14 protein-coding genes are annotated in these 13081 nt (G+C 60.5%); 7 read left to right on the forward strand and 7 right to left on the reverse strand.

Translation table 11 applies throughout. The features are described from left to right. Positions 1-249 precede the first annotated feature (249 nt). Both AACY31_RS27595 and AACY31_RS27600 read left to right on the forward strand, forming a co-directional pair. The gene (locus tag AACY31_RS27595; protein ID WP_339505479.1) at positions 250-2352 is read left to right on the forward strand and encodes a TonB-dependent siderophore receptor; all 2103 of its coding nucleotides are present in this window, start codon (positions 250-252) and stop codon (positions 2350-2352) included. A 13-nt stretch (positions 2353-2365) separates the two neighbouring features. Further along, entirely contained in the window at positions 2366-3085 is a 720-nt protein-coding gene (locus tag AACY31_RS27600; RefSeq protein ID WP_339477822.1) for a DUF4198 domain-containing protein, read from the forward strand. A gap of 196 nt (positions 3086-3281) precedes the next feature. On the opposite strand, the gene AACY31_RS27605 is transcribed toward AACY31_RS27600, so the two are convergent. From AACY31_RS27605 to AACY31_RS27615, 3 genes are read right to left on the reverse strand one after another with little or no spacing between them, the layout of a single operon-like run. Next, positions 3282-3905 (reverse strand): SOS response-associated peptidase, encoded by a 624-nt coding sequence (locus tag AACY31_RS27605; RefSeq protein WP_339477818.1) that lies wholly within the window; start codon positions 3903-3905, stop codon positions 3282-3284. A 39-nt stretch (positions 3906-3944) separates the two neighbouring features. Then, positions 3945-4205, reverse strand: coding sequence for a putative signal transducing protein (locus AACY31_RS27610; RefSeq protein ID WP_339477816.1), 261 nt, complete (start codon positions 4203-4205; stop codon positions 3945-3947). A 10-nt stretch (positions 4206-4215) separates the two neighbouring features. Continuing rightward, positions 4216-4398 carry a CPXCG motif-containing cysteine-rich protein gene (locus tag AACY31_RS27615; RefSeq protein WP_339477814.1) on the reverse strand — a complete coding sequence of 61 codons (183 nt, stop codon included), beginning with the start codon at positions 4396-4398 and terminating at the stop codon, positions 4216-4218. Between the two features lie 139 nt (positions 4399-4537). Between AACY31_RS27615 and AACY31_RS27620 the strand changes: the two genes are divergently transcribed. After that, positions 4538-5704 (forward strand): 1-acyl-sn-glycerol-3-phosphate acyltransferase, encoded by a 1167-nt coding sequence (locus AACY31_RS27620; RefSeq protein WP_339477811.1) that lies wholly within the window; start codon positions 4538-4540, stop codon positions 5702-5704. A 216-nt stretch (positions 5705-5920) separates the two neighbouring features. On the opposite strand, the gene AACY31_RS27625 is transcribed toward AACY31_RS27620, so the two are convergent. Continuing rightward, positions 5921-6202, reverse strand: a complete 282-nt coding sequence (locus AACY31_RS27625) for a hypothetical protein (protein WP_339477809.1) — start codon at positions 6200-6202, stop codon at positions 5921-5923. 230 nt (positions 6203-6432) lie between these two features. On the opposite strand from AACY31_RS27625, the gene AACY31_RS27630 reads away from it, so the two are divergent. Then, positions 6433-6639 carry a hypothetical protein gene (locus AACY31_RS27630; RefSeq protein ID WP_339477807.1) on the forward strand — a complete coding sequence of 69 codons (207 nt, stop codon included), beginning with the start codon at positions 6433-6435 and terminating at the stop codon, positions 6637-6639. A gap of 64 nt (positions 6640-6703) precedes the next feature. Here AACY31_RS27630 and AACY31_RS27635 read toward each other — a convergent pair whose 3' ends face one another. Next, positions 6704-7288, reverse strand: coding sequence for a YajG family lipoprotein (locus AACY31_RS27635; RefSeq protein ID WP_003205489.1), 585 nt, complete (start codon positions 7286-7288; stop codon positions 6704-6706). Between the two features lie 205 nt (positions 7289-7493). On the opposite strand from AACY31_RS27635, the gene AACY31_RS27640 reads away from it, so the two are divergent. Continuing rightward, positions 7494-7727, forward strand: a complete 234-nt coding sequence (locus AACY31_RS27640; protein WP_339477804.1) for a hypothetical protein — start codon at positions 7494-7496, stop codon at positions 7725-7727. Between the two features lie 736 nt (positions 7728-8463). After that, on the forward strand, positions 8464-9972 hold the full coding sequence (mqo, locus tag AACY31_RS27645) for a malate dehydrogenase (quinone) (RefSeq protein WP_339477802.1): 1509 nt from the start codon (positions 8464-8466) through the stop codon (positions 9970-9972). A 112-nt stretch (positions 9973-10084) separates the two neighbouring features. Here mqo and AACY31_RS27650 read toward each other — a convergent pair whose 3' ends face one another. Both AACY31_RS27650 and AACY31_RS27655 read right to left on the reverse strand, forming a co-directional pair. Further along, on the reverse strand, positions 10085-10372 hold the full coding sequence (locus AACY31_RS27650) for a PA4642 family protein (RefSeq protein WP_339477799.1): 288 nt from the start codon (positions 10370-10372) through the stop codon (positions 10085-10087). Positions 10373-10433: 61 nt separating this feature from the next. Then, a complete protein-coding gene (locus AACY31_RS27655) occupies positions 10434-10916 on the reverse strand; it encodes a hypothetical protein (RefSeq protein ID WP_339477796.1) in 483 nt (160 codons plus the stop codon). Between the two features lie 197 nt (positions 10917-11113). On the opposite strand from AACY31_RS27655, the gene dauA reads away from it, so the two are divergent. After that, complete coding sequence (gene dauA / locus AACY31_RS27660; RefSeq protein ID WP_339505481.1) at positions 11114-12856, forward strand: C4-dicarboxylic acid transporter DauA; 1743 nt, start codon at positions 11114-11116, stop codon at positions 12854-12856. The last annotated feature ends 225 nt before the right edge of the window (positions 12857-13081 follow it).

Raw genomic sequence — 13081 nt, forward strand, 5'->3', positions numbered from 1 at the left:
CCCAAGCAGATCATCTGTGCAGCGATGCGCAAGCTACTACATTTCGTTTACGCCGTTCTCAAATCGGGTCAGCCATTTGACCCAAAATTTGCCCTTGCTCGATGAGGGGCAAGACGGTATCTACAGAGCCCAGCGGGAGCAAACTCTCATCAAACAAGAGCGGCTCCATCTTTCTGAAAATCAGGAATAGCATAAATTCTCATTACTAGTGTTATATTGTTTCAATACTAAAAACTGGAACAACATAACATGTCATCCCTAAAACGGATTTCCCTCGCCAGCCTGGCCTTGGGCCTACTCGGCGATCCGGCCTACGCCGAAGAGATCCAGCCCCTGGAGCTGGACGCCATCACCGTGACGTCCGACTACGAATCCGCCACCGGCCCCGTCACGGGCTATCGCGCCACCCGCTCTGCCAGCGCCACCAAAACCGACACCGCCCTGCGCGACATCCCGCAATCGATCAGCGTGATTCCCGCCAGCGTGCTCAAGGACCTGGGCAGCACCAACGTCGAACGGGCATTGGAATACGCTGGCGGTGTATCGAAACAGAACAACTTCGGTGGCCTGACGCTCTACGAATACAGCGTGCGCGGCTTCACCACATCGGAGTTCTACAAAGACGGCTTCAGCGCCAACCGCGGTTATCCGAGCACGCCGGACACGGCGAACATCGAACGCATCGAAGTGCTCAAGGGGCCGGCCGCCAGCCTGTATGGACGGGGCGATCCCGGCGGTACGGTAAACATAGTCACCAAGAAACCCCAGCCCGAAGCCTTCACCACCTTGCAAACCAGCGCCGGCAGCTGGGATCGCTACCGCACCGCGCTGGACGTCAATACGCCACTGGACACCGAAGGCAACCTGTTGTCGCGGGTCAACCTGGCGATTGAGGACAATCACAGCTTTCGCGATCACGTCGACAGCAAGCGCGTCTTCGTCGCGCCTTCCATCAGTTGGCAATTGAACCCTGACACCCGGTTGCTGGTGGAAAGCGAAATCGTGCGCCACAGCTCGACGTTCGACCGTGGCATCGTCGCCCCGAACAATCGCTGGAGCGGCGTTTCCCGCTCGACCTTTCTAGGCGAACCCAACGACGGCGACATCGACAATCACAACAACATGCTCCAAGCCGCCCTCGAACATCAGCTCAATGACACCTGGCAACTGCGCCTGGCCAGCCATTACAAGCAGGGTGAACTCTGGGGCTTCGCCTCCGAATCGAGCCCGCTGAACGCCGACGGCCACACGGTGAACCGCCGCTATCGCGAGCGTGACAACAATTGGCACGACAGCATCACCCAACTGGAATTGCGCGGCCTGTTCGACCTCGGCCCGTGGCAGCACGAACTGCTGGTCGGCAGCGAATACGAGGATTACCGCAAGAATGAGCGCGTGACCAACATCGACGGCGCTTACCCCATCGACATCTATCAGCCGGTCTACGGCCAGCCGAAACCCAATGGTAAACGTACCGGCACGGACTTTTTTGAGCGTGTGCAAAGCCGCGCATTGAACCTGCAGGACCAGATCGTCTTCACCGACAAGCTGCGGGGCATGCTCGGCGTGCGCTATGAGCATTTCGAGCAGAGCATCGACGATCACACCACCGGGGTCTCCAGCAGCCAGCGGCATGACGCGTTCACGCAACGGGCTGGCCTGTTGTATCAGTTGACGCCCGAGGTCGGTCTGTTCGCCAACGCCTCCACCTCGTTCAAGCCCAACAACGGTCTGGATGCCGGTGGCAAAACCTTCGATCCCGAGGAAGGGGTTGGCTATGAAGTGGGGATCAAGAGCGAGTTGTTCGATGATCGCCTGAGCACCACCCTGGCGGCGTTTCATATAGAAAAGGAAAACGTCCTGGCGCAAATCGCCGGGACTGATTTCAACAGTGCCATGGGTAAGGCTCGCAGCCAGGGCATCGACCTGCAATTCACCGGGCAGGTGACCGACGCCGTGCGCGTAATCGGCGCCTTCGCCTACATCGATGCCGAAGTGACCCAGGGTGACGAGAAAATCCCTACGGGCAGCCGGATCCTTGGCGTCGCCAAACACAGCGCCAGCCTGCTGGGCGTCTACGAATTCCAGGACGGGCACCTGCGCGGTTCGGATGTCGGCGCGGCGTTCACATACGTCGGCGATCGCTCGGGCGAAGCTGGCAAGGATTTCGAACTGCCGGCCTACCACACCGTGGATCTGCTGGCCCATTACAAGGCCAGCGATGATGTCACCGTGGGGCTGAACCTGAACAACGTCTTCGATGAAAAGTACTACGAGCGCGCCTACAGCAACTACTGGGTCACCCCCGGCGAGCCGCGCAACTTTACCGTCAGTCTTACCCTCGATCTGTAAAAGGAAAATCTGCATGAAATACCCCAAGACCTTCGCCCTGCTCGGCCTGCTCCTGGCCACACAGGCCTCGGCCCATGGCCTGTGGACCGAACAGCGTCGCGGCAACATCGAAGTGATCTACGGTCACGGCGCCGAAGACAATGCCTTCAAGGCGCAGAAAGTCAGCGGTGCCTGGGCCTATGACCTGGGTGGCAAGATGATCCCCGTCACCGTCGAGCGCCTGGCGGACCACGCCCGCCTGCAACCGCTCAAGCCGCCGGCGGTGCTGGCCGTGGCGCTGGACAACGGCATGTGGTCCCAGACAGCCGACAAGAAGTGGATAAACGAAGGCCGCAGCAAAGTGCCCGGGGCGATCGAGTCGACCCACACGTTCAAGTACAGCCTGGCGATCTATGAGCCGGGGGCGAAACTGCCGGCGCTTGCACCGATCAAGTTCGTGATCCTGCCGGAAGTCGACCCGCTGACCGTAGGGCCGGGCCAGTCATTACCGGTACGGGTGTTGCTCGATGGCAAACCGGCGGCCGGTGTGAAACTGGTGGGCGACTACCGCAGCGCGCCGAACACCGTATCGACCGAAACCGATGCAGAAGGCCGGGCCAAGGTGCTGGTGCGCAACGACGGCTTGAATGTGATCGCGGCGCAAATGGAAATTGCACTCAAGGACAACAAGGACGTGGCCACCCGCGGCGTGTTCACCTCGTTGACCTTCCTCGGTGAGCCGCATCACGAGTAACCCCAAATCTTATTGTGGGAGCGGGCCTGCTCGCGATGACAGTATGTCAGCCACATTAATGTCGACTGATCCGCCGCTATCGCGAGCAGGCTCGCTCCCACAGGGGATGGTGGGTGTACGAGAAATTTGAATACACCTGTAATCCACTGTGGGAGCGAGCCTGCTCGCGATGAGGCCAATACAAGCGCCGCAAAACTCAAGCCGGGGTCAAGCACTCCGGCCCATTGAGCTTCGGATCATTGACCATGTTGGCCAGCACCCGCTCGCGCAGTGGCGCCGGCTCGCTTGCCAGCAGCCCTTGCAAGGCATGCAGCGGGGTCTCGGGGTCGAGCCACCGGCGCTGGCCTTCTTCGTCCAGGATCAGCGGTCGGCGCTGGCCCGCCGCTGGCTGGGTGATGACCGCCGTGCTCAGCCATACCTGCTCCTGTACCGGATACGCTTCCCAGATCGCGGCAAAAAACAGTGATGACCCCTCCCCCGGCGTCAGCCAGTACGGACGCTTGCGCGTGCCGCCGCGCCATTCATAGAAACCATTGGCCGGCAGCAGGCAGCGGCGCAGACGCAAGGCCTCGCGGAACATCGGCTGCTCGGCCACGGTTTCGGCCCGGGCATGGGCCGGGGTGCGGGACAGGTCGGTCAGCCACGGCGGCGTCAGCCCCCAGCGCGCCCGGGCCAGTTCACGCTGGCCCTCGGCGCCGGCCCGCAGGATCAACACCGAATCGTTGGGCGAAATATTCCATTGAGCCTTCTGATCGGTGGGAAAACCGGGCAGGGCCGCGAAGGAGGGGTTCCAGCGAAACAGGGCATAACGTCCGCACATGGGGCAACACGACTCTTGATCGAACAAACGGCCGCCAGCCTAACAGACCAGCGTACCGGGATAGCTGTCCGGTTCATCGCCGGGCAACGGCAGTGCGGCATTGTACGCGGCGATCAACTCCCGGGCGTATTGCGCCTGGTCGTCCTCCACCGCCAGTCCCAGCAGGCCTTGCATGGGCAACTCCCCCGCACCGCCCAGCAAATCGCGCCCCATCAGATGCGCCGTGATGCCTTCGCTGGCAAGCATGCCTTGCAACAACTCGCCTTCCATCAGGTTTTCCAGCTCGTAGATTCGCTGCATGGACGCCCCATCATTCGTTTTCGCTGAAGACTTCGAGATGCCACTCATTTTCATGGACCTGCAGCACGAAGGTAATCGGGCGGCAACACACCGGACAGTCCTCAATATAGGTCTGGTCGCCGCCGGACAAATCCAGAACCGCTTCCGCTGGTTCGCCACAATAAGGACATTCGTAGCGTTCGGTTTCCAGCATCGCGGTCTCCCAGGTGACTTGTGCGTATAATCGCCGGTCTATTTGCAGGGCTATTTTTGTCTGGCTTATCTTCCAGGCCGTACCCTGTCGTTTTTTCGTTCGAACCTTTACTTACCCTAGCCGTTTCCAACAAGAGAGCATGATGGGCGAATTCGATGCCATCCGACCTTACGACGACAGCGAAGTCCCAGCGGTGCTGGCACGGCTGCTCGGCGACAAGGCGTTTCTAGATATCCTCACCCACTTCCGCTTCCCACGCCTGGCCGGCGCCTTCGGCTGGATGCTCAAACCCCTTATAGCGCAAAGATTGCGCCGTGAGTTCGCCGGAGTGACTTCGGTCGCCACGTTGCAGGACAAGGTGGAGTTCTACGTCGACCACACCATCGAGCGCGCCACCGATGGCGTGACCTATACCGGGGTGGAGCAATTCAAGTCCGGCAGTGCGTACCTGTTCATCGCCAACCACCGCGATATCGTGATGGACCCGGCCTTCGTCAACTATGCCGTGTACCACGCCGGCCTGCCGACCCCGCGCATCGCCATAGGCGACAACCTGCTGCAAAAGCCCTTTGTCAGCGACCTGATGCGCCTGAACAAGAGTTTCATCGTGCACCGTTCCATCACCGGCCGGCGGGAAAAAATGGCGGCGTACCAGTTGTTGTCGGCGTACATCAACCATTCGATCCGCCACGACTGCGCCTCGATCTGGATCGCCCAGGCCGAAGGACGGGCCAAGGACGGTGACGACCGGACCGAATCGGCGATCCTCAAGATGTTCCACATGAGCCGCAAGGACGAGCCGTTCGGCGAGGTGATCCAGTCACTGAACCTTACGCCGGTGTCGATCAGCTACGAATACGACCCGTGCGATCAGGCCAAGGCCCGCGAGTTGTACATCCGCGCCACCACCGGCACCTACACCAAGGCCCCGGGCGAGGACGACGTGAGCATCGCCAAGGGCATCACCGGCTACAAGGGCCGGGTCCACGTGAACTTCGCCACGCCCATCACCGAGCTGTTCGAGGACACCAAGCAATTGGCCCAGGAGATGGACCGGCAGATTCTCGGCGGCTACCGCCTGTTCCCCGTGCATTACCTGGCTTACGCCCAATGGGCCGACGCCGACCCGCAGTTGCAGGTTCCCACGGCGGCCGAGGTGTTTGGTGCCGATGAACTGGCCAAGGCCCAGGAAGAATGGCAGCGCCGGCTGGACGCTTGCCCGCCGGAACACCGTCCGTTCCTGGTGCTGCAATACGCAACGCCGGTGCGTAATCAGTATCGGGTCAAGGCGGGGTTGGCGCTTTAAAGCTTGCTCCCGCAGGGTTTGTGTAGGAGCTGTTGAAGGCTCGGGCCGCGTTCGGATGATCTTTTGATCTTTTGATCTTTTGATCTTTCGCTTGAGGCTCAAGTGGTTGGGGGGAAGATCGCAGCCTCGTTGCACTCGACAGCTCCTACACAGCTCCTGCGGGGCTCCTGCCGGAGCAGCCCAGCGGGAGCAAACGTCCTTGCAGAGGCTATTTCATCAGAACTGCGTACTGATCCACGACATCAGCAACGCCAGGGCCAGGCAGCCAAAGCCAAACCGGTAGAAAAACCGGTTCATCCGCTGCGTGGCCAGGTCCAGCAGCGCTTCAAATCGTTCATTACCTTCGCGATTACGCGCCTCAAGGCAGGCCCGTGCCCGTTGTTCACGGCGGCGCGTCGCATGCAGCACCCAGCCGCCTGGGCAGGCAAACAGCAACGCGAGCAGGTTGATCAGTTTGGCGGGGTGGGCGGCGAACAACGAAAGCAGATGCGACGACATTACGAACCTCAAGCGAAAAACGGACAGGGCACGTCCGTGACCTACAAACAGGGCGCGGATTCTACCGAAAGCCTGAGGCCCTGCGCGGCTTTTTCCGACCAGTAACGATCCCGCCGCAACACTGGGTTCTTTTGTGGCGAGGGAGCAAGCTCAGGGTTAATTTCACCCGTCACGGTTTCGTCATCTGATTAGGCCACTCTGGCGCCCTTCAAACCTGCACGGAACCCGTCATGCTGCACGCCGAAAACCAGGATCGCCTCTATCTCATCAGCCCAAGCGACGAACAACAGAACCTCGTCGACAGTCTGTCCTTCAACGTGCAGGACCGACATTGGCTGGTGTATTGCGCCCTGGGCGGCCATCAACATCCCGACCTGCCGGAGACAGACCTGCTGACCGGGATCAGTGTGCTGGAGTTCTATTCCCAGGCAGCTTGAGAAGCTCGCCCATAAAAAAAACCTGTGGGAGCAAGCTCCCACAGGGTTTATGAGGCCTTTTTACTTACTCAGCCAGCACCTGGCCAATGGTCGGGTCCTTGAACAGCCGGGTCAGGGCATCGCTCAAGACGTCGCTGACCAGCTTGGTGTTGGTGTCCTGGTTAGGCGCCATGCCGAAGCGTTGGTCCAGGGAAGCACCGTAACGACCGCTGTAGCGGCGGTTGGCGTTCTGCACGTCGGAGCGGAAGGTCGCGCCGATGGTGGCTTCGGTCACGTACATGCCTTCCTTGGGCGACTGGTACTTGAGCTCGGCCAGGGTCACGGTCAGTTGCGGTGCATTCAAGGCATTGGCGGTCGGCGTGAAGCCCAGCAAACGCACGGCGGCTTCAGCCTGGGCCTGCAACTTGGGCAGAATTTGCGCACCCTGCACTGTGATCACACTGGTTTCCGGATACAGCCCGCCACGGGTGCCGAGCGTCGGCGACGGACGACCGTCCACCACCCGCACCACCACCGGCTGGCCACGACCCACAGGTGCCAGCTGGGCATTGAGCTTGGGCTCCGGGTTAAGTTGTTGCGGGCTGTGGGCGCAGCCGACGAGGGTCAGACTGGTCACAGCGATCAAACCGAACAACAGGCGTTGCAACATGCTCTTCTCTCCAGAATCGGGCACAAACAGACCGGCAGTATAGCGGTGCGCCATCGCCGCGAACTAGCGTCGCACGATGAATACTGAAATGTCTGACACGGGCCGTGGATGCCGGTTCCTGTCACCCCATTGTCACGGTCCTTACACCGGCATGTCATGGCCCGCGGTCAGGCTTATCCCAAGCTTCCTGACCCGGTATCCGATCATGCGCTTCCTTATTTCCCTGTTCACCCCTCGCCCTCATCACCGCAGCTTCGCCCTGCTCGATCGCAACGGCCGCTGCCAGGCCTTCAAGCAGTGCAGCCTGCAACCCATGGGCGAAGGCTGGGTGGAAATCGAAGAGATCCGTCTCAACTGGCTGCACCAGCCATTGCCCGTCAGCGCCCGCGTGCAACCGCTTCCTGCCCGCGCACGTAACCGGCAGCTGTTGACCATCTGACCGGACGGCTAATAAAAGTCATTAAACACGACCATTTCCCTGCGTTTCTTCGATACAATCTCCCCCCGATTATAAGGACGTCTCCTGATCGGGCCTCGCAACACCGCTGATACGCTGGTATTGGCACCCCGCAACGCCCACAGAGAGCCGCCCACACAGATCGAGTGAAGCTGGCGCTTGCTGTTCCTCCAGGCAAATCACCACTTTTCGCGAATCTGCAGTGCTGTCATTACGCTCGGTCACTGAGCTGTCTGCCCGTTTTGCCTGTCATGTACTACATGGGGGCAACCGAACCGGGCGCAGTGCCAGGCTGGGACAGCCCTTTTTTGAGGTTCACGTCTTCAAAAGAGCGTGAAAAAAACGGGTTTTCACAACTTCACGAGAGTGTGGCGAGCAAATGAAGAGTTTTGCGTCTGAACAAGCACCATTAGCGTCTGAAACAGCCCAACGACACAGGACCGGATATCGCTCAAGAACCGGCGCCTGAAGCCTGTCCGCTACGGATTTGGTTGCACGAACGGATGTCTCGGCCATAAGTCGAATTGCCTGCCCGGCGCTTAAATGAGTTCATGTGACTCTGAGGCCAGGCTGCATGCATCCGCAGTAGGTGCGAAAAATTGCGAAGATTCGGACATGGCGATCCTGGCCATGAATAACTGGGGCGCAGTTGACCTGCCCCGCCACTTTTGGCCGCTATGCCGACAATTTGGTGCTGCAGATTTTGGAGACGCGTTAAATGGCGCATAACGAAGCAGTCGATGTAGTTCTGGTAGGGGCCGGCATCATGAGTGCCACCCTGGCCGTACTGCTCAAGGAGCTCGACCCCGCGATCTCGCTGGAAGTCGTCGAGCTGATGGATTCCGGTGCTGCGGAGAGTTCCAACCCGTGGAACAACGCCGGTACCGGCCACGCCGGGCTGTGTGAGCTCAATTACACACCCCAGGCGGCCGACGGCACTGTCGACATCAAGAAAGCTGTGCACATCAACACCCAGTTCGAGGTGTCGAAGCAGTTCTGGACGTACCTGACTAAAAAAGGCACGTTCGGCTCCTCCAAGTCCTTCATCGCCCCGGTGCCACACCTGAGCTTCGTGCAAGGCGAGAAAGGCGTGTCGTTCCTGAAGAAGCGCTTCGATCTGATGCACCAGCATCACGCCTTCGCCGACATGGAATACACCGAGGACAAGGCCCGGATGGCCGAGTGGATGCCGCTGATGATGCCTGGCCGGCCAACTGACGAAGTGGTTGCCGCCACCCGCGTCATGAACGGTACCGACGTCAACTTCGGCGCCCTGACCAACCAGTTGCTCAAGCACCTGACCAGCGCCCCGGACACCCAGGTCAAATACTGCAAGCGCGTCACCGGCCTCAAGCGCAACGGCAGTGGCTGGACCGTGAGCATCAAGGACGTCAATTCCGGCAACAGCCGCGATGTCGACGCCAAGTTCGTGTTCCTCGGTGCCGGCGGTGCGGCGTTACCGCTGCTGCAAGCCTCGGGGATCGAAGAAAGCAAGGGCTTCGGCGGCTTCCCGGTCAGTGGCCAGTGGCTGCGTTGCGACAACCCGGAAGTGGTCAAGCACCACCAGGCCAAGGTCTACAGCCAGGCCGCCGTGGGCTCGCCGCCGATGTCGGTGCCGCACCTGGACACCCGTGTGGTCGATGGCAAGAAATCCCTGCTGTTCGGGCCGTACGCCGGTTTCACCACCAAGTTCCTCAAGCACGGCTCGATCATGGACCTGCCGCTGTCGGTACGTGCCGGCAACATCGGCCCGATGCTGGCCGTGGCCCGGGACAACATGGACCTGACCAAGTACCTGATCAGCGAAGTGATGCAGTCCATGGAACAGCGCCTCGAATCCCTGCGTCGCTTCTACCCCGAGGCGAAAGCCGAGGACTGGCGCCTGGAAGTGGCCGGCCAGCGGGTGCAGATCATCAAGAAAGACCCGAAGAAAGGTGGCGTCCTGCAGTTCGGCACCGAACTGGTGGCGGCCAAGGACGGCAGCCTCGCCGCCCTGCTCGGCGCGTCGCCGGGTGCTTCGGTGACCGTGTCGATCATGCTGGAACTGATCGAGCGCTGCTTCCCGGACAAAACCAAAGACGAGTGGGCTGCCAAGCTCGCAGAAATCTTCCCGGCCCGGGAAAAAGTGCTGGAAACCGACGCGGCGCTGTATCGCAAGATCAATGCGCAGAACAACATTGCGCTGGAGCTGGTTGAAGAAAGCAGCGAGACCCAAAGCTACGCTTGATTGCACAGCATGAAAAAACGCCCCGTTCTCCATGAGAGCGGGGCGTTTTTGTTTATAGGATCGCAGGCTTCGCGATCTCCATAGGCGATGGCGAAGCCTGCGATCTTTTGATCTAACCGCGAGCCTTGTTGACCAGCTCGATGTAATCCTCGGCATTACCCTGGTCCTGGATCAGCGCAACGAAATCGTTGCCGCGCTCATCCTTGCCATTGAGGTCATGACCGGCCTCAACGAAAAACGTCAGGAAACGCTCGAAATCGTCGACCCGCAGGCCACGGTAAGCCTTGATCAGTTTGTGCAGCGACGGCGACGTGGCATCGACCGGTTCAAAATTGAGGAACAGCTTGATCTGTTCATCGCCAATCTCGTCGCCAATCACTTGTTTCTTGTCTTTACGCATTGCCGGCTCCAGCTCGCACAGTTCACGGGGCGGGCAGTTTACCCCCGGCAAGGCCCGGGGCTCAACGCGGGCGTTCGGCGCCGGTGTGCAGGTCGGCCCAGATATGGCCGTTGGCGTACGTGAGAAACTGTACATAGACCGTGTTGTGACGCAGCAGATCGATGACCACTCGGTACTGGGCCTGTGGATAAGACAGCGTCAGGGTCTTGCTCGCCTCGTCGAAGGCCGGCTTCTTCAGGCTTTTGCTTTCGCCATCGAAGTTGAGGATCACCTGGTTGAGGGTGGCCCCCTTGTTCATCGGCTTGCCCTTGAGACGGACCAGCAAGGGGGAAGTGACCGGAATCGGTTGCTGGTTGGACTGACGCTGGTTACCCAGCACCACCGAAAACTCGGTCACTTGCAACAACTGCTGCTGTTCAGGCTGCTCCTGGCGCACCATCAGGTCATCAGGCGGCAGGAACTGGCTGTGCATCGGCGCAGCCTCGGCCGCCAAGGGCAGGCTGGACATCAACAGCAGAGTGGCGCAGCGGATCAATACACGCATGACAAGCTCCGAGGTCTTGGCCGGGCACTCTAGCATGAGCCTCAATGATAAAAATAAGCGATCTGGATCAATACATCCGTGCAGCGGGCGCGGCATACTCAAAGGGCCGTCAGCCCCAGTCTACCGATACATGAGACGCGGGGCGTCCTGGGCGACATTCCATCTATAAGCCCCGTTTCTTCGTGCGTGGAGTCCCTATGTCTTTCTCCGCTCCACCGTTGTTTGCCGCCTGGCGCCAAACCTGGCGCGCCGGTTACACCCTTGAGCGCCTGCGCGGCGACCTGGTGGCCGGGCTGACCGTCGGCATCATCGCCATCCCACTGGCCATGGCCCTGGCGATTGCCGTTGGCGTGCCGCCGCAACATGGCTTGTACACGGTGTTGGTGGCCGCCCCCTTGATCGCCCTCACCGGCGGCTCGCGCTTCAACGTCAGCGGGCCGACAGCGGCGTTCGTGGTGATCCTGCTGCCCATCACCCAACAATACGGTATCGGCGGCCTGTTGTTGTGCACCATGCTCGCCGGCCTGATTCTCATCTCCCTGGGATTGATGCGCGCCGGACGGCTGATCCAATACATCCCCTACCCGGTGATCCTCGGCTTTACCGCTGGGATCGGCGTGGTCATCGCCACCTTGCAACTCAAGGATCTGCTGGGGTTGACCACCGTCGGGCAAGCCAAGCACTACATCGAACAGTTGGGCGAACTGATCGTGGCACTGCCCAGTGCCCGACTCGGCGATGGCATCATCGGCGTCACGTGCCTGGCGGTGCTGATTGCCTGGCCACGCTGGGTACCGAGGGTTCCCGGGCATTTGGTTGCCTTGCTGGTCGGGGCCCTATTGGGACTGGCGCTGGAGCACGGCGGTTGGCCGGTGGCGACATTGGGTGAGCGTTTCAGCTACGTGGTCGATGGCATCAGCCACCCCGGTATCCCGCCATTTTTACCGAACTTCGACTGGCCATGGAACCTGCCAGATGGCCAGGGCCATCCTCTGACGCTTTCCTATGACCTGATCCGCCAATTGCTGGCGCCGGCCTTCGCCATTGCCATGCTCGGCGCCATCGAGTCGCTGCTGTGCGCGGTGGTGGCGGATGGCATGACCGGCAGCAAGCACGACCCCAATGCCGAGCTGATCGGCCAGGGCCTGGGCAACGTCGTGGCGCCGCTGTTCGGCGGTATCACCGCCACGGCGGCCATTGCCCGCAGCGCGACCAACGTGCGCAGTGGCGCCTTTTCACCGCTGGCCGCGATCATTCACAGCCTCGTGGTGCTGCTGGCGATGGTGCTGCTGGCACCTTTGTTCAGTTACCTGCCCATGGCTGCCCTGGCGGCGCTACTGGTGATAGTGGCCTGGAACATGAGCGAAGCCGGACACGTATTGCATACCTTGCGCATCGCTCCGCGCAGCGACGTATTGGTGCTGCTGACCTGCCTTAGCCTGACCGTCCTATTCGACATGGTCATGGCCGTCGCCGTCGGTCTGCTGTTGGCCGCCGGGCTTTTCATCAAGCGCATGAGCGAACTGACCGACAGCGCCGAACTGCCGCGTCACTTCCACCAGGCCCTACTGGACATGCCCGAGCATGTGCGCTGCTACGCAATTCGTGGGCCGCTGTTCTTCGGTGCGGCAGAAAAAGCCCTGGATGTGCTGCGCAAGTTCGATCCGGGGGTGCGCGTGGTAGTGGTGGAAATGAGCGCCGTGCCCATGCTGGACATGACCGCGCTGGCCGCGGTTGAAAACATCCTGAAGGATTACCGCAAGCAGGGCATCGGCCTGATCCTGGTCGCGACGACGCCAAGGGTGCGCCTGAAGCTGCGCCGCGCCGGCATTCATCGCGAGCAGCGGCAATTGGCATATGTGCAGACCCTGGAGCAGGCGCAGGTCAAGAGCGAGCAATGGCTGGCTGCTGCCAGCGCCGCGCATTCAAGGCTGGCTTGATCGGTGGTCAGAGGTTGCTCCCGCGTGGTTCCGTAGGAGCTGGCGAAGCCTGCGATCTTTTGATCTTTTGATCTTTCGCTTGAGACTCAAGTGGCCGTGGAAAGATCGCAGCCTCGTTGCACTCGACAGCTCCTTGTATCTCGACTATCGCTCCGACAGAAGCGATAGTTCTCGACTGATCATCGAGGGAGGGACTTGGAAGCCGTACAGCTCCTTAGGCTTTTT

It is taken from the genome of Pseudomonas sp. RL_105y_Pfl2_101 (assembly GCF_963970585.1).
Lineage (GTDB): Bacteria > Pseudomonadota > Gammaproteobacteria > Pseudomonadales > Pseudomonadaceae > Aquipseudomonas.

Bases quoted from the DNA above. Each gene is read 5' to 3' on its own strand.
- AACY31_RS27595 (WP_339505479.1), top strand. From the start codon at position 250: ATGTCATCCCTAAAACGGATTTCCCTCGCCAGCCTGGCCTTGGGCCTA.
- AACY31_RS27600 (WP_339477822.1), top strand. From the start codon at position 2,366: ATGAAATACCCCAAGACCTTCGCCCTGCTCGGCCTGCTCCTGGCCACA.
- AACY31_RS27605 (WP_339477818.1), bottom strand. From the start codon at position 3,905: ATGTGCGGACGTTATGCCCTGTTTCGCTGGAACCCCTCCTTCGCGGCC.
- AACY31_RS27610 (WP_339477816.1), bottom strand. From the start codon at position 4,205: ATGCAGCGAATCTACGAGCTGGAAAACCTGATGGAAGGCGAGTTGTTG.
- AACY31_RS27615 (WP_339477814.1), bottom strand. From the start codon at position 4,398: ATGCTGGAAACCGAACGCTACGAATGTCCTTATTGTGGCGAACCAGCG.
- AACY31_RS27620 (WP_339477811.1), top strand. From the start codon at position 4,538: ATGATGGGCGAATTCGATGCCATCCGACCTTACGACGACAGCGAAGTC.
- AACY31_RS27625 (WP_339477809.1), bottom strand. From the start codon at position 6,202: ATGTCGTCGCATCTGCTTTCGTTGTTCGCCGCCCACCCCGCCAAACTG.
- AACY31_RS27630 (WP_339477807.1), top strand. From the start codon at position 6,433: ATGCTGCACGCCGAAAACCAGGATCGCCTCTATCTCATCAGCCCAAGC.
- AACY31_RS27635 (WP_003205489.1), bottom strand. From the start codon at position 7,288: ATGTTGCAACGCCTGTTGTTCGGTTTGATCGCTGTGACCAGTCTGACC.
- AACY31_RS27640 (WP_339477804.1), top strand. From the start codon at position 7,494: ATGCGCTTCCTTATTTCCCTGTTCACCCCTCGCCCTCATCACCGCAGC.
- mqo (WP_339477802.1), top strand. From the start codon at position 8,464: ATGGCGCATAACGAAGCAGTCGATGTAGTTCTGGTAGGGGCCGGCATC.
- AACY31_RS27650 (WP_339477799.1), bottom strand. From the start codon at position 10,372: ATGCGTAAAGACAAGAAACAAGTGATTGGCGACGAGATTGGCGATGAA.
- AACY31_RS27655 (WP_339477796.1), bottom strand. From the start codon at position 10,916: ATGCGTGTATTGATCCGCTGCGCCACTCTGCTGTTGATGTCCAGCCTG.
- dauA (WP_339505481.1), top strand. From the start codon at position 11,114: ATGTCTTTCTCCGCTCCACCGTTGTTTGCCGCCTGGCGCCAAACCTGG.